Consider the following 17,959-nt stretch of genomic DNA (forward strand, 5'->3'; position numbering starts at 1 on the left):
CACCGGTGGCCGCGCTCGCTCCGCCGGTGGCCGCGATCCGGGTGGCGGTCCGCCGCGCCCTGACCGGTCTGCCGTCCGGCGGTCCGGTGCTGGTGGCCTGCTCCGGTGGCGCCGACTCGCTCGCGCTCGCGGCGGCCACCGTCTTCGTGGCGCCTCGGCTGGGCCGCGCCGCGGCGCTCGTCACCGTCGACCACGGCTTGCAGGACGGCTCCGCGGAGCGCGCCGAGGCGGTGGCCACCTGGGGGCGGGGGGTCGGTTTCGGGTCGGCGACGGTGATCCGGGTGGAGGTGGCCGGGCGTCCCGGCGGGCCGGAAGCGGCCGCCCGCGAGGCCCGCTACCAGGCGCTGACCGAGGCGGCCCGGCAGCAGAACGCCGTCGCGGTGCTCACCGGGCACACCCGTGACGACCAGGCGGAGACGGTGCTGCTCGCGCTCGCCCGGGGCGCCGGCCCACGAGGACTGGCCGGGATGCCCGCCCGGCGCGATCTGGGCGGGGTGCCGCTGCTGCGCCCGCTGTTGGAGATCGGTCGGGAGCAGACGCGCGCCGCCTGCGCCGTGCTCGGGCTGAGCCCCTGGCAGGACCCGCACAACACCGACCCGTCGTACGCCCGGTCGCGGGTGCGGGCCGACCTGCTGCCGGCGCTGGTGCGGGCGCTCGGGCCGGGCGTGGTGGACAACCTGGCGCGTACCGCCCGGCTGGTGGCCGCCGACAACGCCGCGCTCGACGAGTTGGCGGGGACGGCGCTGGCGGCGGCCCGGTGCCCCGACGGCGGGCTGTCCGTGCCGGCGCTGCGCGGCCTGGTCCCCGCCGTCCGCGGCCGGGTGCTGCACTCCTGGGCCCGCGAGCTGGGCGCGCTGCCCGGTGCCCTGTCGCATCGGCATGTCGCCGCCCTGGACGCCCTGGTCACCGATTGGCACGGTCAGGGCCCGGCCGACCTGCCCGGCGGTGTCCGGGTGCTCCGCCGCGACGACCGGCTGGCCTCGGTGCGGCCCCGCCTGACCTGACCGGCCGGTCTCAGTTGCTGTGCGCCCGGTCCCGGAAGGTGGTCCGGTAGCTGTGCGGGGTGGCGCCGACCCGACGGCTGAAGTGGTGGCGCAACGCGGCCGCGTCGCTGAAGCCGGACTGGTCGGCGACCGCCTCCACGCTCAACGGAGTCTCCTCCAGCAGTCGCCGGGCGAGCAGCACCCGCTGGTTGGTGAGCCAGTCGTGCGGGGTGGTGCCGGTCTCGGCGCGGAACCGACGGGCGAACGTGCGGGGCGCCATGCCGGCGCGGGCGGCCAACTCCTCCACTGTGATCGTCCGGTCCAGGTGACCCATCAGCCACTCCAGCACCGGTTCCAGGGTGGGGGTTTCGGGGGCCTTCGGGATGGGCGCCTCGACGTACTGGGACTGACCGCCGTCGCGGTGCGGCGGGACCACCATCCGCCGGGCCAGCCGGGTCGCGGTGGCCGAGCCGTGCTCCTGGCGGATCAGGTGCAGGCAGGCGTCGATGCCGGCCGCCGTGCCGGCGCTGGTGAGCAGCCGACCGTCCTGGACGTAGAGCGAGTTGCAGCGAACCCGGGCGCGCGGGTGCTGGCGTTGCAGCTCGTCCACGTACCGCCAGTGGGTCGTGCACTCGCGGTCGTCGAGCAGCCCGGCCTCACCAAGCAGGAAGGCTCCGGAGCAGACGCTGAACAGGTGCGCGCCGCGGGCGTCGGCCCGGCGTAGCGCGTCGAGCACCGGGCCGGGGACGGAGGTGCCCTGGCTGTGCGCGGGGATGGCCACCAGGTCGGCCTCGTCGACCGGGCCGAGGTCGGCGTGTGGGGTGAGGTGGAAACCGGACGAGGTACGCACTGGCTCGCCGTCCGGACTGCACACCTGGAAGCGGTAGGCGGGAAAACCGTCGGCTGTGCGGTCGGTGCCGAACACCTCGGCGAGTACGCCGAGCTCGAAGGGAGCGACCTGGTCGAGGGCGAGGACGGCAACGGACCGCAGCATGTGACGAGGGTAACCCGACAGGTGGCAGTAAATCGATGACCAATGGCATTCCTGCCACTGTCCGGTCGCTTCATCAGGTCGCAGACTGGTCTCAGTCCGGTGCGCACCGGCGGCGAAACCGACAGCAATCATGCGAAAGCGAGCGCCGCCATGGAGTTCCTGCTTTTCCTCCTGTTCCTTGTCCTGCTCGTCGCCGCCTCGGCGGCCGGCCTCACCGTCGACAGCCACGATTCGGCCGACTGGAAGCCGAGCGACGATGGCCGCCGCTGGCGGTCACGTACCAACTGATGTGATTAGCGTTGTTTGCGCAGAAAATCCTTGGCGGGACCGCGCCAAAAGGTGCGGCCCCGCCGACGGAGGCCATCCGACGTACGGCAGGCTAGGAGTCATGGCTGATGGCTCCTGGTACGACGCCGACATCGACCACGTGATCATCTCCGAGGCGCAGATCCGCGAGAAGACGGCGGAGCTGGCCAAGCAGGTCTCCGCCGACTACTCCCACGTGGGCGACGGGCTGCTGCTGGTGTGCGTACTCAAGGGCGCGGTGATGTTCATGGCGGACTTCGCCCGGGCGCTGGGCCGCAACGGCCCGCCGGCGGAGCTCGACTTCATGGCCATCTCGTCCTACGGCCAGGGCACCACCTCCTCCGGGGTGGTCCGCATCCTCAAGGACCTGGATCGGGACATCGCCGGTCGGCACGTGGTCGTCGTCGAGGACATCGTCGACTCCGGGCTCACGCTCTCCTGGCTGCTGCGCTACCTCGAGTCGCGCTCGGCGGCGAGCGTCGAGGTGGTCGCCCTGTTCCGCAAGCCGGACGCGGTGAAGGTGCCGGTCGGAGTGAAGTACGTCGGCTTCGACATCCCCACCGAGTTCGTGGTCGGTTACGGCCTCGACTTCGCTGAGCGCTACCGGGAGCTGCCGTACGTCGGGGTGCTCAAGCCCGAGGTCTACGCCCGCTCCTGACGCCGGCCCGACCCGTCGGACCGGCCCGCCGGTCGACATGAGCCTGACTTGCATCGGCATCCATCAAGCCGACGTTCAGCGCGCTCTCAGCTGATGCGGTTACCGTGTAGCACGGTGGCCCGGAGGTTTCTCCGCGCTCGACCCTCTCGATCGCGTGACCGGGCGCTCGGGTGGCCGAGCCGGACTCCCCGCCACGCCGGCTTTTGATGGTGCACGACTGCGGGGCTCGCAAGCTCACGCCTCGCGTACACGGTGTACCGTCGAATGACCGCGGCGCGGTAGTTTTCGCGCCTCGGGGTCGAGGCCGGCCCGCACGGCGGCTCCGGCCGCCGCTCAACGCGGCGACACCATCAGACGGTCAGGATGTCGATCAGGAGGATGCGGGCGCCCCGGCGCTCGACAACAGTATGGAACGTACGCGTTTCTTCCGCCGACCGGTGGTCTGGATCATCCTGGTCATCCTCGGCGCCGTTGTGCTCAGTCAGCTGTTCACCAGTGGTCCCAGCTACCACCGCGTGGACACTTCCGTTGCGCTCGATCAACTGCACACCGCCAAGATCAACAAGGTGGTCTTCCAGGACAAGGAGCAGACGCTCCAGCTGGACCTGGCCCAGAAGACCAAGTTCGGTAAGACCGAGACCAACAAGATCGAGGCCCAGTTCCCGTACCAGGTCGGTGACGAGATCTGGAACGAGGTGCTGGACGCCAAGGCGAACAACCGGGTCACCGGCCCGGCCGACGCCAAGGTCTCGTCGGACAGCATCTGGGTGAGCCTGCTGGTCAACCTGCTGCCGATCGCGCTGCTCGTCCTCCTGCTGCTGTTCTTCATGTCGCAGATGCAGGGCGGCGGCTCCCGGGTGCTCAACTTCGGCAAGTCCAAAGCGAAGATGATCACCAAGGACACTCCGAAGACGACCTTCGCGGACGTCGCGGGTGCCGAGGAGGCCGTCGAGGAGCTGTACGAGATCAAGGACTTCCTGCAGAACCCGGCCAAGTACCAGGCCCTGGGCGCCAAGATCCCGAAGGGCGTGCTGCTGTTCGGCCCGCCCGGCACCGGCAAGACGCTGCTGGCCCGCGCGGTCGCCGGCGAGGCCGGGGTGCCCTTCTACTCCATCTCCGGCTCCGACTTCGTGGAGATGTTCGTCGGTGTCGGCGCCAGCCGGGTCCGTGACCTGTTCGAGCAGGCCAAGACGAACGCCCCGGCGATCGTCTTCGTCGACGAGATCGACGCCGTCGGCCGGCACCGTGGCGCTGGCATGGGTGGCGGTCACGACGAGCGCGAGCAGACGCTCAACCAGCTGCTCGTCGAGATGGACGGCTTCGACACCAAGGGCGGCGTGATCCTGATCGCCGCCACCAACCGGCCGGACATCCTCGACCCGGCGCTGCTGCGCCCGGGCCGGTTCGACCGGCAGATCCCGGTGGACGCCCCCGACATGGAGGGCCGCAAGGCCATCCTGCGGGTGCACGCCAAGGGCAAGCCGTTCACCCCCGACGTCGACCTCGACGCGGTGGCGCGACGCACCCCGGGCTTCAGTGGTGCCGACCTGGCCAACGTCATCAACGAGTCGGCGCTGCTCACCGCTCGTAAGGAGCAGCGGGCGATCAGCAACGACTCGCTGGAAGAGTCGATCGACCGGGTGGTCGCGGGTCCGCAGCGACGGACCCGCGTCATGAGCGACAACGAGAAGAAGATCACCGCGTACCACGAGGGTGGCCACGCGTTGGTCGCCTGGGCGCTGCCGCACGCCGCGCCGGTGCACAAGGTGACGATCCTGTCCCGTGGTCGCTCGCTGGGCCACACCCTGGTGCTCCCGACCGAGGACAAGTACACCCAGACCCGTGCCGAGATGATCGACACCCTGGCGTACGCCCTGGGCGGTCGCGCGGCGGAGGAGCTGGTCTTCCACGAGCCCACCACCGGTGCGGGCAACGACATCGAGAAGGCCACCCAACTGGCCCGCGCGATGATCACCCAGTACGGCATGAGCTCCAAGCTCGGCGCGATCAAGTACGGCACCAGCGGGGACGAGCCGTTCCTCGGCCGCAACATGGGCCACGAGCGGGACTACTCGGACTCGGTGGCCGCCGAGATCGACGGCGAGATGCGGGCACTTGTCGAGCTGGCGCACGACGAGGCCTGGGAGATCCTGGTGGAATACCGGGACGTCCTGGACAACATCGTGCTCGAGCTGATGGAGAAGGAGACCCTCTCCACGGCCGACATGGCGCGGATCTGCTCCCGGGTGGTCAAGCGCCCGCCGCTGGCACCGTACAACGGCTTCGGCAAGCGTCAGCCCTCCACCGAGCCGCCAGTGCTCACCCCTGCGGAGAAGGACAAGCTCAAGGCGCAGGCCCAGGCTGACGGCGCGCAGGCGTCGGTCGGCGGCGTCGCGCCGTCCAACAACTCGGACGGCACGCACTGAGCAACGACCCGACGGCCAGCTCCCCACACCGGGAGCTGGCCGTCTCCGCGACCGAACCCGACGACGACGAGCTGGACTACGTGGCCGCGCGGTTGATCAGCGGCAAGCTGACCGGCCGCCCCGTCGAGGACGCTGTCGACCTCGGCCGGATCGAGAAGGCCGTGCGCGAGATCCTGATCGCGGTCGGCGAGGACCCGGACCGCGACGGACTCCAGCAGACCCCGGCCCGGGTCGCCCGCGCGTACGCCGAACTCTTCGCCGGCCTGCGGGTCGACCCGGCCCAGGTGCTCAGCACCACCTTCGAGGCCAACCACGAAGAGCTGGTCATCGTCCGGGACATCGACGTGATGAGCCTCTGCGAGCACCACCTGCTGCCCTTCCGGGGCAGCGCGCACATCGGCTACATCCCGGGCCCCGATGGGCGGATCACCGGCCTGTCCAAGCTGGCCCGACTCGTCGAGGTCTTCGCCCGTCGGCCGCAGGTGCAGGAACGGCTCACCTCGCAGGTCGCCGACCTGCTGATGAGCAAGCTCGCACCACGCGGCGTCGTCGTCGTGCTCGAATGCGAGCACATGTGCATGGCGATGCGCGGCATCCAGAAATCCGGTGCCAAGACCATCACGTCGGCCGTACGCGGCGTCCTGCAGACGGACTCCAAGTCGCGGGCCGAGGCGATGGCGTTGATCATCCCCCGCTGACCCCCCCGACGCAACGCGGCCGGCCGACACCCACCCGGGACGGCCGGCCGTTGCGGTTCCGCACCCCGCCCGGGGTCGTTCCGGCCGGGCGGCTTCTCGGCTCGGCGGGTCAGCCGGCGAGCAGGGCCAACAGCAGGCCGGCCGTGGCCAGCACCGCCGGCACCAGGCACACCAACGCGCCGAAACGCACAGTGCGGTCCAGCCGCTCGGTGGGGCTGACCCGGAACAACCGCCCGATGCCGATCCAGCCCGCGACGAACGCGACCGCCGGCATCGGCAGCCCGCAGATCAACGCCGCCACGGTGGCCGGTCCCACCCCCGTCGCCGCCAGAACCACAACCTGGATCAGCGGCACCAGCAGCGCAAACGGCCCGTACACCAGGAGGTTGCGCGCCCGCGCGGGCCAGGACCCCGGCCGGATCCGGCGGCGTGCGGTCAGCGCCGCGTCCGCCGCCTCGGCCCAACCACGCGCGGTCCGCAGCGCCGCCAACACGGCCGCCGGACCACCCGCCATCGACCGGGCCGCCTCGGTCAGCTCCGGCGGCGACGGCACCAGGGAGATCGCCGGTACGCCCAACTCGCGCAGCCGTTCCTGCTGAGTCGCCAGCCCGGTACGGACCACCGTCAACTCCTCCCGGGCGGCCTCCGCCGACCGGGCCTGCTCACCGGCTGCGGCAGCCGCGCTCCGGCGTACCCCGTCCAGCTGGCGGGCGGCCGCAAGATACTCCGTCCAGGCCGTGCCGGGCTCGACAGCCCGCGATGTGGCGTCCCCGGTCGCCGCGGCGGCCCGCTGCCGCCCCGGCCCGGTCACCGTCGCGTTCGGATCCACCTCGACACCCTCCATGCGCGCCACCGATCAGCCGGCCTCGTCGGCGAACGGCACCAGGACGGTGCCCCGCTCGTCCGGGCCGTCCCAGAGCACCGCGCGGTCGGGGCGCACCTGCCACTCGACCGGCCGACCGAAGACCGCTGTGAGCTGCGCGACCGGCACGTCCAGCACGGCCACCGCCGCGAACTTGTCGACCTCGCCCGCCGGCTCGAACAACGCGGCGAACGGCGGCACCGCACGCCACCAGCCCAGCAGATGCCGCCCCGCCGGCGGCCCATCCCGCAGGAGAGAGCGCAGCCGGTCCACCGGCAGGTCCCGGGGACCCGGCCGGTCCAGACCAAAGACCACCAGATACGTCGGCAGGTCGTCGGCCGCGTCAGCGAGCAGCGTCGGCAGATCCACCAACTCAGCCGAATGCCGGGTCGCCAAATCGGCCGTCAACGCCTCGGCCAGTGCCCGGGCACCCGGATCCGGTGCCGCCACCAGGAAACGGGCGCCGCCCGGTGCGTGGTGAGCCGACGTGCTCCGCGCCGCCGTCGCCAACAGCCCACCCGCCGCGGTGCCCGAGCCCAGCACCGCGAGGTTGCGCCCGGCCGCCGGCCCCAGCGGCACAGCGACGGTCGAGCGGGCCACGTCGACCGCCCGACCCAGCAGGGCGGCCGGGCCGTGCGCCTGCCCCGCCAGGGCCGCCCGGTGACGCGGATCGTTGCCCAGCAGCGGCCGGGCGTAACCGGCGAAGACCACCGGCGGCACCGACCCGGCCGGACGGGCCGCCCACAACTCGTGTCGCAGCTTCTCCACGACCTCCGGATGATCCTGCGGGTCCGGGTGGCGGATCAACCGTTCGTGACCCCGGATCGCACCCCGTGGGCCACCGAGCCCGCCGGCCGTGTTCACCACAGCGCTGCCCACCGGCAGACCGGCCGCCGAGTCGTTCGTCGGCTCCAACACCGGGCTGCCACCCGGCAGCGCCACCCGCACCGGGAACTGCCCGAGCACCGAATCCCGATGACCAGCATCCGCGCGCGCACTCAACCCCAACTCGCCCGCACCCGCCAAGACCAGGTGTACGCCGTACGCCCGACCCGCCCGGGCCAACCCGTCCAACTGGGCGGCCACCTCGGCGGCCAGCCGGTCCCGCTCGGCGAAGAGCAGCGGCACATTGTCCACCACACAGACGATCCGCGGCAGCGGCTGGTGTTGACGCAGCTCCGCGAAGCGTTGCCCCCCGGCCCGGGCACCCGCCTCCGTGCGGCGCTGGACCTCGGCCGTCAACTCGTCCAACAGATCCCGGACGTACTCCCGGTCGGCGGCCATCGCGGCCGCGCGCACCTGCGGCACCCACGACCGATCCCGCTCGGTCTGCAGAAACTCCACGAAGGACTCGCCGTCGCCGAGATCGGCCAGGTAGAACGCCAGGTCGTCTGGGCTGTACCGGGCGGCCAGGCCGAGTAGCGCGGTGGTCAGGAACGCCGCCCGGCCCGCAGCGGACCGGCCACTCACCAGCCAGTGTGGGGTCAGCTCGGTGAAGCCCAGCGGCACCGACCGGCCCCCGGCATCGCCGACGGTAGTGGTCAGCCCGTCGGCCGAGTCCGACTCCCACAGTCGCTCACCCGTCGGTGGCAGCAGAGCACCCAACGCCAACCGGGAACCCGCCTCCACCTGCTCGGCGAGCCGCCGACAGACCGCGTCGACCAGCTCGGCCGGCGGGTCCGCCTCGACGAAGACCGGCGAGTTCAAACCACCCGGCGGATCGGCGCCCGGCCCGGCGAACGACGCCCCCGGCGGATCGCCCAGCAGCGCGTACGCATTGCGGAGCGCCAGCGAAGTGGTGTGCGGCAGCGGTGCCCGGGCCGAGTACGGGCCGGCGGGCGGCCAACCCGCCACCACCAGATGCAGCCCAGCAGCCGGCCCCTGCTCGGCCAACGTCTCGATGCGCGCCAGATCGGTCGGGCCGGTCGACTCCGGCAGCGCGGCCACCACCAGCAACAACGTCCGATCGTGACGACGCCGCCCACTCGCCCCCGGCGTCACCCACTGCTCCGCCTCGGTCAGCACCACGCGCAACCCCGCCACGTCCACCGCAGGCGGCGGCAACAGGCCAGCATCCGCGAGCGCCCCGAACGGCGTCAGAACGGCCCCGGTGGCATCCACCGCGCGAATCAGCAGCGCACCCGCCGGTGCCGCACCCAACAACCGCAGAAGTACGGCCCGCAGCAACCCCGCCACCCGCGGCTCCCGCGCGTCAGCGTCCACGCTGAGGTGACCCGTGCCGACAAGCGGCACCAACGCGGGGAAACGAGCATCGTCAAACGGCGCCGCAGTACCGACCCGAACGAACGGCGGCGGACCATCACCCGCCGGCGAATCCACGGTGAGCGAGTCCAGTGCCGCACCCGACCAGCCCGGAGCCAGCAAGGCCGCAGCCGTACGTAGCCGGTCGGCCACCTCGTACTGACGGCGCTGATCGGCCGGAGCCGGCCGCGTCTCGTCCAGAATCCCAGCAGCTGCGGTCGCGACGGCCGCCGCCCGACGGTGCAGGGCTGCGGCGCGGTTCGTGCGAGCCTTCGGACCGGCCACCGCGTCCACCCCCTCTACCCGAGGTTGGCAACCCCTCCCCAAGTAGAGACGGTATCCCAGCCGACGGCCCTCCTCCGGGAGGTGCCTCGGCGCTGCGCCGGTGTTGTCGTGGATCTCACCGGTGGGGAGGGGTCCGTCACGATCCGCTGGATCTGAGGCATTGGCTCCGGAGCGTCCAGCCGATAACTTCAGGAGGTGGAATCAGTGCAGCCCCCCGCCGGTTCCCAGGTCTCCCGCGTACCGGCCCAGCGGACACCGTCGGAGCAGCTGCCGCCCGCCCCGGCAACGCCGGCACCGCAGCCGCCACGCCGTCGGATGCGGACAGTGCTCACGGTCGTCGCCGGCGTGCTCGCCCTGCTCTGCCTCGGCGGAGTCGCCACCGCCTTGGTTTGGTACAACCGCGCCTCGACGCCCGACCGCAGCGCACCCGACGTGGTGGTGGACAACTATCTGCGCGCGTTCCTCGTGGATCGCAATGACGTGAAAGCAGACCTCTTCACCTGCGAGAGTGGGTCTCAGTTGGAGGCGATACGCGCTCTGCGGACTGATCTGCTCGAGCGGCAGCAGCGTTTCGATACCACGATAACTGTTAGTTGGGGGCCCTTGGCCGTGCAGAAGCAGGGCGAGGTCGCTGCGGTTGAGGTCACATTGATTATCTCAGCTCGAATTGACGGGATGAACCAGAGTGACCGTCAGCCCTGGCAGTTCGACACTCGGTTAGCCGACGGCTGGCAAGTGTGTGGCGGCGCGCGAGCTGATTGACTTCACTCAATCCACAGCAGGTGTACCGGAACCTCCAAGGTGGTGGGCGATTGACCGCGCCAGGCCCAGCGGTACCACTCCACCTCGGGCGTGATGCGCACGCAGATGTCTCCCTCGGCGCCCGAGTAGGTCTCGGTGACCGCACGAAGGTCGCGGTGCTCCAGACCGCCCTCGACATGCACCACCCGTCGACCGGTGACCGCGTCCGCCTCGAAGACCGGCGTGGGAGTCCGGTGTGCCGGGCCGTCCAGCGAGACCAACCGGACGCCCGTGTCCCGGGCTTCGTCCACCCCTGGTCGGCCGCCGGCGGTCTCCACCCAGACCCGCTCCACCGGCACCAGCGGCGCAAACACCTCGACCTGGTCGGCTTCGGCCCGGTACCACTCGTGCTCGGGGATCACCGGCACGTAGGTCCGGGCGCTCTGCACCACCCGGTCGTCCGCTCGCAGGTCCCCGCGCCAACCCATCCCGGGCAGCCCGACCAGGACCCGCCGACCGCGTAGCTCGACCCGCTCCGTCGCGGGGACGATGGTCAGCGGTCTCGGCGGCTGCGGTGCCCAGTCGGGCTGGTCGGCGAACGGGTCAGGCATCGGTCCGGTCATACCCGTGGTGGCCTCACTCAGCGGCGCGCAGCGGGGCACCCCGCTCGCGCATGAACGGGACCGGGTTCACCGCGCCAGACGCGTTGCGGTCGTTACGCAGGTGCACCTCGAAGTGCAGGTGCGGGCCGGAGGAGTTGCCACTGCTGCCGACCTTGCCGATCACCTGACCGGCCGTCACGATCTGATCCTTCTTGACGAAGGGCTGCACCACCATGTGGCAGTACCGGGTGATGTAGCCACCGGCGTGCAGCAGGTCGACGAACCAGCCGCAGCCCCCCTTGCCGGGGAATCCGTCCACGTTGCAGTCCTGTCGGTCGCGGTTGTCCTCGTCGCAGATGGAGACCAGAACCCGACCGGTCGCTGCCGCGCGGATCTCGGTGCCCTTGGCCGCGCCGATGTCGACTCCGTTGTGGCTGGGTCGGCTGGCGGTGCGGAAACCGGAGCCGACTCCGCCGGGGATCGGCGCGGTCCAGCCGGAGGCGGCGATCTGACCGCGTTCGGCCGCGTTGCACACCGCCTTGCCGTTGATCTCGACGGTACGCGCCGCGCCGCCGGCCAGCGCGTCCACGATCCGGCTGGCTACCTCTTCGTGTTTGGCGTACGCGTCCGGGTATGCGCTGACCTGCACCCGCTGCGCGACCGCGGTCAGTGGTCGGCGTTGCCAGCTCTCCACCTTGACGAGCTTCTCGTAGAACTTGCGGGCCGCGTACGCGGGGGTCAACCGCTCGGCGACGCTGCCCCACCCCGGCCGCTGCTGGAACAGGCCCAGCGAGTCGTGGTCCGCGCCGACGCCCTCGTGCGGCAGGGCCAGGGACGCGGGTACCCCGCTGTTCGCCAGGTTGCGGAGGGCCGACTCCTGCATCGCGGTGGCGAGGGCCACCACCCAGCCTCGCGAGGGCACCCCCATGTCCTGGCCGACCTTGATGATGATCGCGGCGTTGCGGACCTGGGTGTCGCCGTACTGGGCGAATCGCGGCAGCTTGCCCGCGATGTTGACCGCTCGGACCGGTCCGCACTCCATGCCTGCCATTGTGTCGCCGTTCTCGGCGTCGTCGCCTCCGAGCCCGGTGAGGAAGAACGCCGCAGTGCCGCCGGTGCAGCAGAGCAAAAGCAGCATCCCGGTGAGCACCGCGGCGACCACACCGATCCGGAGGGGACCGCGGCGGGTTTTGGCGCTACCAACGTCGCTCACGGCCGCTCCCAGTCCAGAACGTCGACCAGCCAACCATCATCGGAGGTGACCAGTTCCAAGCGGAGCCCGCCGGCATCGAGGGGGAGCAGCAACTCGACGAACGTTTCGGTCCGCTCTCGCATGCTTGGAGGACCGGTGACCTTCTCGGCCGGCACGCTCTCGGGCTCGGCGCCGGTCAGCTTCTCCCTCAGCGCGGGCGTGGAGAGTGGCCGCAGACCAGCCTGCCACTCTTCGGTGGTCATCCCGGGACGGCCCAGCCAGGCCCTGGCGAAGCGGTCGGCGGTCTGTTCGGGCGTGCGGGCGCCGGGCGACGTCACGGGTGACGGCGGAGCCGCGCTGTTGAGCAGACCGTCCTCGCCGGCCGTCGGGTCCACTGTGATGATCGGCCCATCCGGACGGCTGCTCAATCCATCGGCTGAGTCGCCCTGGGTGGAGATCAGCCGGGTCGCCCCGAGTACGCCGACGACCACCAACCCGATGAGCAGCGCAACGCCCAGCCGGGACCGCAGCGCCCGAGTGAAGAGGAATTCCAACGCCCGTCGCATGACCGTCACCTCGCCTCTGAGCGCACCCGAGGTCCGGTGCGGTCCGGTGCTCGCTCGGTGGAGCCCGGGCGGTAGACCACGAACGACGGGTTCTCGGCCGGTACATCCGGCTCGGTCCAGGTCGCTGGCTGTCGGCGTCGGGGCTGCGGGGCGACCGGGCGGTTCCGACCCCTGCCCTCCTCCGCCGCCGCCGCGTCTGCCCGCCTGCCCTCGGCCGCAGCTGCCGGCACCGGGGCCGGGTCCTCCCGCCGCGCCTCCGGACGTAGCCGGGTCTGCGTAGCGTCGGGCGACCGTCGACGTCCGCCGACCGGCTCGGCGGTGCCGCCCGGCTCGGCCACGTCCAGCCGAGCTGCGGTCCGCATGTCACGGAAGAACCGGCGGTGCCAGGACCCAGCCGAGCTGACCGCTTCGCTGCTGTCCTTGCCGCCGAGTTGAGTGATCCGCCGGTACGGCCGCAGCAGCAGCCATCCGACCACCCCGCAGAGCCAGACCAGCACCACTTGGAGCCAACCCGGCAGGGTGGGGGTGCTCATGATCAAATCAACAGCGAAGAGGTAGATCGCGGCGCCGGTGCCGAAGATGGCAATGTTGAACACTGCGGCAACGACCGCGTTAGCCAGCCGGCGCAGGCCGGCGCTGGCCGGTCGGAGCAAGCCGATGGTACCTAGGATGGGTGCCGCGATCACCGCCCACCGGAAGATCAGGAAGCCCAGCAGTACCAGCACTGACGCGGTCAGGTCGAACATCGCGAAGAGCACGGCCGCGAGCACGGCGATGAACCCAGAGCCGATTCGGTCCATGTCGCGGGAACCCGTCAGGAACTCGTACGCCTCCGGGTCTTCGGTCTCAATCTGCTCCGCGACCGTCATCCACTGCTGCTGCTTGGCCTTGATCGTCGCTCCCCGGGTTCCCGGGTTGGCACGCAGTTTCTCGGCCTCCTCCCAGGAGAACGCCTTAGCGTCGTACAGGGCGGGGCCATACTTGCGGGCAGTCTCGCTATCCGCCGAGCCGAGCACTCCACGCAGCCAGTTGCGGTAGAGCATGGCCTCGGTGGCAGTGTCGCTTGCCCGAACGGCAGGCGGCCTCTTGTCCACACAAGCGTCTGGGTTGGGGACGGCGCAACGATCCGCCGGGGTATCCCGAGCCGAAGGACCGACCGCATCGTGGACGACGCCGAGTGAGGTGATCAGGGTGCCGTCGGCAATGCTTGCCGACTTGACCGGCCAGGCCGCCAGTGCGGTGACCGCCACCATCACCAGTAACGCCCACCCGGCCGTCGTCATCGCATTGCTCATGTCCGACTGACGGGAGCGCCACAGCAGGTAGAGGCCCACCACGCAGAGCGTGACAATCCCGAAGACGCTGAATACCTTCTGGTAGACGGCTTTGGTGGCCTTCTCCACCAGCGGGTCGGCCCAATCCCACATCGAGCGAGGGTCCCAGGCCCGTTCCCGCAGGGCGTTCGAGGCGCCCACGACCGCGGTGGCGATCATGAGCTCACCGTTGGCGACGGTGGTGGTGAACTTGTAGTCGGGATGGAGGACGGCGGAGGCACAACCACCATCCGGTCGATAAGTGTTGAAGCTGTAACCGCCGTAGCCGTAGTCGCTGTAGATGCCCTTGGGTCCGGGCAGCTTGGACGAGTCCGGGCGGGAGGCGAACCAGCCAGCGAGGCCCGAGTCCGGCGCGGACGGCACGGGCGGCTTCCGACACTCGATCTCCCCCTCACCGACTTGCTTGAGCTTCGCTACGCAGGCGCGGAAGTCGGCCTGCCATTCGGCGGTCGTGCAGAGGTCGGCGCGGGCCTGGGCGGTGGGCGGTGCCGCGGCTGCGGCCTCCGCGCCGATCAGCGGCCAGGTGAGGGTGGCCCCGGCCAGTACGCCAAGGGCGAGCAGGAACGACACAGTCCTTGCCCAGGCCCTAGCCATGTCACGCCTCCAGATCCGGCAGGGGGATGCTCGGTAGGACTCCGGCCGATGCGGCGATCGCTGCGGGCGTCGTGTCGAGGTGGTCCAGCAGCCCTTCGACGTACGAGACGTCGACTCGGACCTTCTGCACCCGGCCGTCGACGTCGCGCATCACGAACTCGCGGAAGCCGAGCCGGCTGGACGAGCTGGTGTCGGCGGCGGAGAGTGAGGCCAAGGTGGCCTCGTACCCGTCGTTGACCGGCACCCGCAGCAGCCGCAGAGCTTCGGAGGCGATCTCGGCGTCCTCGGCGATGCGGCCGACGAAGACGGTGGAGACGAGGTTCTGCACGTCGAGGCCGAGGATGTCGCGGGGGTTCTGGGAGGCGACCAGCGCTGCCAGGTTCCACTTGCGGGAGTCGCGGGCGAGTCGGACCAGGAAGGAGCGCCCAGACCGCCAGCCTTCCATGAAGTGCGCCTCGTCGAGGCCGACGAGTTTGCGGGACGACATCGAGCCGCCGTAGCAGCGTCGGACGGCGAGCCGGTGCGCGGTGTGCAGCATCGGGAGGGCCAGTGCCTCCTCGGCTGACCAGTACTCGCGTTCGATCTTGAGGTCGGGCAACCGTAGCCCGGCCATGGTGATCACGGTGAGTGCCGCGTCGGCGCCGAGCAGCCCCTCCGGCGGTCGGCCGAAGAAGAGCATGGCCAGTGGCATCTCGGCGGTGTCCAGTAGGAGGTTGGCCAGTTCCTTGCCGGCGTCGTCGTCGAGCCGCCCGAGGCAGCTCACCACGTCGTCCAGGGTGGAGGTCTCCTCGGCGGGGACCTGGCGGACGGCGTGCCGGAAGAGGGTTGCGGTCGACGCCTCCCTGGCCACCTGCGGCGGGACGAGCATCATGCAGATGTCCTGGACGAGCATCCGCCGCTCGGCGCGGGCGTTGGAGACCGCGATCTCGAACTCCCGGTCACCGGGTGCCCCGGTGCCGAACTCGGAGCGCAGCGGCGTCGGGATGAGCGAGTAGGGCGCCAGCGTGCCGTGCTCCGAGCCGGTCAGGTTCAACACCCGGGAGTACGGCCGCAGCTCGGGCATCGCGCAGAGGCGGGCCAGCGGGCCGGACGGGTCGAGCAGGGTCACCTGGACACCTCGGCGGGCGGCCAGGTAGCCCAGGGCGCCGAGCAGGGTCGACTTGCCACCACCCGGTTCGGCGACGAAGACCGCGAGCCCTGAGCGTTCCCGGACCTCCATGGGGAAGTGCAGGTCGAGGAAGACCGGGCGGCGGCAGGTGCCGGCGGTCCGGCCGATCAGGTCTCCCCGCCGGTCGCCCACGTTGGAGGCGGCCTGGGGGAGCGCGGCGGCGAGCAACGGCACCGGCATGCGACGCACGTAGCCGGTGTTGGCGATCGGCTCGCCGGGGATGAACTCGCGGGCCAGCCAGTCCTGGTTCTTCGGGTGCTGCAGCGAGATGCGTAGCTCCCGCGAGTAGAGCTGGATGAGCCGGCGGGCTCGCTCCAGGCATTCCTCCCTGGTCCGGCCGCCGACCGCGATCCGGTGCCAGCCGTGCGCACGGGCCGAGTCGACCGGCAGGCCGGTGGTCATCTCGTCGCCGATCACCAGGGCGCGCTTGGCCAGTCGTTCCAGCTCGGGGGGCGCGTCGATGCCGTGTTCGGCGTAGTCGAGCTGTTGCGAGCGGATCATCCGCAGCCGGTGTTCGAGATTGCGGAAGGAGTCGCCGGAGCCGAGGATGTCGACGCGGGTGGAGATTTCCATCGGCCAGGGCAGCCGCTCGTGGAAGTGCAGCCAGGGCTCGTGTCGTTCCGGGATCTCCAGCGGCTCCATCCGGCCGACCGCGAGCACTGCCACGTGCCGCTCCTCGCCGGTCATCCGGTTGACCAGCTTGACCGTCGAGCCGTACGGGGTGCGGTAGCGCTCCACCTGCTCGGTCATGGCGAGCAGGTCGCCGCGCTCCCAGCGCCCGTCGGTGACGGGGGAGAGGGTGCTCGGCGGCGACATGCACAGCGCCACCGAGCGGTAGAGGAGCCACTCCAGCTCCTGGGCGGTGACCCGCCGGCCGCGCATGCCGAACGCGCCGAGCACCTCGTCGAACTGTTCCACGGTGCGGCCCAGCTTGCGGCGTTCCCCGTCGGCGGTGCCCCGGCCGAAGGTGCGCAGCAGCCGCTCGGTGAGTGAGTCGCCGAGGGACCGCCGGGCGAAGGTGACACCCAGGTAGGTCTGGCCCTCGGCGTGGTTGACCGCCATCAGGTGGCGTTGGGCGGCGACCAGGTGGTCGGCCCAGCCGGTGGTGCCGGGTACGTCGGGCAGCGGCGCCGAGGTGTGCGTGTCGATCGTGCGCGCCCACTCGTCGGCGGGGAACGGCCGGGTGGTGCGGCGCAGGTGCAGTCGGAAGCCGGCCAGGCCGGCGTACTGCTCGGAGATCGCCGACAGCAGCGCCTCGCGTTCGGCGTCCGGCCGGAACGCCCAGCGAACCTCGGGCAGCCAGTACCAGGCGGTGACGGTGTTCGGCGTGAAGGTGAGGTGGCCGGCGATCTCGGTGATGGCCAGCTCGACGGACGGATCCCGATCCCCGAATTTGATTTTCGGGGCGCGAACCCGGGTCGGCTTGATCGGTCGGTCCGGTCGGCTCGCCGTGCGCTGTCGGGGTGCGGCGACCTCCTTGCCGGTGGCCGCAGTGCCGGTGCTCCGGGGTCGATCCGTGTCGGTGGCCCGGCGCGCCGTGCGTTCGAGAGCTGGCCGGTCCGCAGATGTGATCATGGCCGGCTGCTCCGGCGGAGCCGTGGACCGGCCGGCTGCGGCCGTCGGCTCTGGCGCTTGAACCGCCGGTCGGGCCGTCGCTGCGGGGCGGCCGCCCGGCGCGGTGCTGACGGGTCGGCGGACGGCGCCGGTCGTCGCCGACGGCGACCCGTCGCCGGTGGACGGGTCGGGATCGTCCGGAGGACGCAGCATCGGTCGTCGATCACCGGCCTGGTGCGGCACTCGGGACTCGCTGGCCGGGTGGCCGCCGCCGTGCCGATGCTCGACGGGTCGGCCGCCGTTGCCGGGCGGCTCGGCGGGCGTCCACGGTGGCTCCAGCTCGGGAACCGCGCGGGCAGGTGCCGGGCTGGCGTTGGGTGGCGGCTGATGCGGGATCGTCGGCTGCTCGCGGGTGCTCGGGCCGGCGGTGACGGCTCGTGGCGAGCCGGGTCGCCCCCCGCCGCCGAAGAGGTCCAGGAAGGGAGAGTCGATGTCGGCGTTCTCGCCGGCCGACACGGCGGTGGGCTCGGCCGGTGGCGTCCGGCGGGGAATCGGCCGGGGCGCCTGGAACACGCCGACGGCGCCGTGGCCGGGTGACGTCACCAGCGCGGGGTCGAGGGCAACCTCGTCCTCGTCCTCGGTGTAGTCGAACGAGTGCGCACGGTGACCGGCTGGTACGCCCGGGCGACCGGCCGGGGAGCCCGGCGTGGAGGAGCGGCTCATGCGATCGCCTC

14 protein-coding genes are annotated in these 17,959 nt (G+C 71.3%); 6 read left to right on the top strand and 8 right to left on the bottom strand.

Going from position 1 to position 17,959, the window contains the following annotated elements; genetic code table 11:
• Window positions 1-5: 5 nt before the first annotated feature.
• Window positions 6-1,004, top strand: a complete 999-nt coding sequence (gene tilS / locus ABZS40_RS00485) for a tRNA lysidine(34) synthetase TilS (RefSeq protein WP_354940076.1) — start codon at window positions 6-8, stop codon at window positions 1,002-1,004.
• Window positions 1,005-1,014: 10 nt separating this feature from the next.
• On the opposite strand, the gene ABZS40_RS00490 is transcribed toward tilS, so the two are convergent.
• Window positions 1,015-1,977, bottom strand: a complete 963-nt coding sequence (locus ABZS40_RS00490; protein WP_354940079.1) for a helix-turn-helix domain-containing protein — start codon at window positions 1,975-1,977, stop codon at window positions 1,015-1,017.
• A gap of 42 nt (window positions 1,978-2,019) precedes the next feature.
• Here ABZS40_RS00490 and ABZS40_RS00495 point away from each other — a divergent pair, with 42 nt between their 5' ends.
• The 4 genes from ABZS40_RS00495 (at window position 2,020) to folE (ending at window position 6,065) form a co-directional block, all read left to right on the top strand.
• The gene (locus tag ABZS40_RS00495; protein ID WP_354940886.1) at window positions 2,020-2,265 is read left to right on the top strand and encodes a hypothetical protein; all 246 of its coding nucleotides are present in this window, start codon (window positions 2,020-2,022) and stop codon (window positions 2,263-2,265) included.
• A gap of 100 nt (window positions 2,266-2,365) precedes the next feature.
• Complete coding sequence (gene hpt / locus ABZS40_RS00500; RefSeq protein ID WP_354940082.1) at window positions 2,366-2,941, top strand: hypoxanthine phosphoribosyltransferase; 576 nt, start codon at window positions 2,366-2,368, stop codon at window positions 2,939-2,941.
• A 407-nt stretch (window positions 2,942-3,348) separates the two neighbouring features.
• Entirely contained in the window at window positions 3,349-5,367 is a 2,019-nt protein-coding gene (ftsH, locus tag ABZS40_RS00505) for an ATP-dependent zinc metalloprotease FtsH (protein WP_210780805.1), read from the top strand.
• Window positions 5,368-5,402: 35 nt separating this feature from the next.
• Window positions 5,403-6,065: a GTP cyclohydrolase I FolE gene (gene folE, locus ABZS40_RS00510; protein WP_354940833.1), complete on the top strand. Its 663-nt coding sequence runs from the start codon at window positions 5,403-5,405 to the stop codon at window positions 6,063-6,065.
• A 109-nt stretch (window positions 6,066-6,174) separates the two neighbouring features.
• On the opposite strand, the gene ABZS40_RS00515 is transcribed toward folE, so the two are convergent.
• Together ABZS40_RS00515 and ABZS40_RS00520 are read right to left on the bottom strand one after the other, a co-directional pair.
• On the bottom strand, window positions 6,175-6,909 hold the full coding sequence (locus ABZS40_RS00515) for a hypothetical protein (protein WP_354940085.1): 735 nt from the start codon (window positions 6,907-6,909) through the stop codon (window positions 6,175-6,177).
• 12 nt (window positions 6,910-6,921) lie between these two features.
• Window positions 6,922-9,483: an FtsK/SpoIIIE domain-containing protein gene (locus ABZS40_RS00520; protein ID WP_354940088.1), complete on the bottom strand. Its 2,562-nt coding sequence runs from the start codon at window positions 9,481-9,483 to the stop codon at window positions 6,922-6,924.
• 195 nt (window positions 9,484-9,678) lie between these two features.
• Here ABZS40_RS00520 and ABZS40_RS00525 point away from each other — a divergent pair, with 195 nt between their 5' ends.
• The gene (locus ABZS40_RS00525; RefSeq protein ID WP_354940836.1) at window positions 9,679-10,236 is read left to right on the top strand and encodes a hypothetical protein; all 558 of its coding nucleotides are present in this window, start codon (window positions 9,679-9,681) and stop codon (window positions 10,234-10,236) included.
• Window positions 10,237-10,238: 2 nt separating this feature from the next.
• Here ABZS40_RS00525 and ABZS40_RS00530 read toward each other — a convergent pair whose 3' ends face one another.
• From ABZS40_RS00530 to ABZS40_RS00550, 5 genes are read right to left on the bottom strand one after another with little or no spacing between them, the layout of a single operon-like run.
• The gene (locus ABZS40_RS00530; RefSeq protein ID WP_354940091.1) at window positions 10,239-10,838 is read right to left on the bottom strand and encodes a hypothetical protein; all 600 of its coding nucleotides are present in this window, start codon (window positions 10,836-10,838) and stop codon (window positions 10,239-10,241) included.
• 13 nt (window positions 10,839-10,851) lie between these two features.
• Entirely contained in the window at window positions 10,852-12,030 is a 1,179-nt protein-coding gene (locus tag ABZS40_RS00535) for a M23 family metallopeptidase (protein ID WP_354940094.1), read from the bottom strand.
• A complete protein-coding gene (locus ABZS40_RS00540) occupies window positions 12,027-12,584 on the bottom strand; it encodes a hypothetical protein (RefSeq protein WP_354940096.1) in 558 nt (185 codons plus the stop codon). The genes ABZS40_RS00535 and ABZS40_RS00540 overlap by 4 nt, the downstream gene beginning before the upstream one ends.
• Entirely contained in the window at window positions 12,581-14,503 is a 1,923-nt protein-coding gene (locus tag ABZS40_RS00545) for an MFS transporter (protein ID WP_354940099.1), read from the bottom strand. Before ABZS40_RS00545 ends, ABZS40_RS00540 begins: the two co-directional genes overlap by 4 nt.
• Window position 14,504: 1 nt before the next feature.
• Window positions 14,505-17,948, bottom strand: a complete 3,444-nt coding sequence (locus ABZS40_RS00550; protein WP_354940102.1) for an ATP-binding protein — start codon at window positions 17,946-17,948, stop codon at window positions 14,505-14,507.
• Window positions 17,949-17,959: the final 11 nt, after the last annotated feature.

This window comes from Micromonospora sp. NPDC005324, from assembly GCF_040607155.1.
Taxonomy (GTDB): domain Bacteria; phylum Actinomycetota; class Actinomycetes; order Mycobacteriales; family Micromonosporaceae; genus Micromonospora; species Micromonospora trifolii.

Coding starts and splice junctions, on each gene's coding strand:
- ABZS40_RS00490 (WP_354940079.1), bottom strand. CDS start 1,977: ATGCTGCGGTCCGTTGCCGTCCTCGCCCTCGACCAGGTCGCTCCCTTC.
- ABZS40_RS00495 (WP_354940886.1), top strand. CDS start 2,020: ATGGCATTCCTGCCACTGTCCGGTCGCTTCATCAGGTCGCAGACTGGT.
- hpt (WP_354940082.1), top strand. CDS start 2,366: ATGGCTGATGGCTCCTGGTACGACGCCGACATCGACCACGTGATCATC.
- ftsH (WP_210780805.1), top strand. CDS start 3,349: ATGGAACGTACGCGTTTCTTCCGCCGACCGGTGGTCTGGATCATCCTG.
- ABZS40_RS00515 (WP_354940085.1), bottom strand. CDS start 6,909: ATGGAGGGTGTCGAGGTGGATCCGAACGCGACGGTGACCGGGCCGGGG.
- ABZS40_RS00530 (WP_354940091.1), bottom strand. CDS start 10,838: ATGACCGGACCGATGCCTGACCCGTTCGCCGACCAGCCCGACTGGGCA.
- ABZS40_RS00545 (WP_354940099.1), bottom strand. CDS start 14,503: ATGGCTAGGGCCTGGGCAAGGACTGTGTCGTTCCTGCTCGCCCTTGGC.
- ABZS40_RS00550 (WP_354940102.1), bottom strand. CDS start 17,948: ATGAGCCGCTCCTCCACGCCGGGCTCCCCGGCCGGTCGCCCGGGCGTA.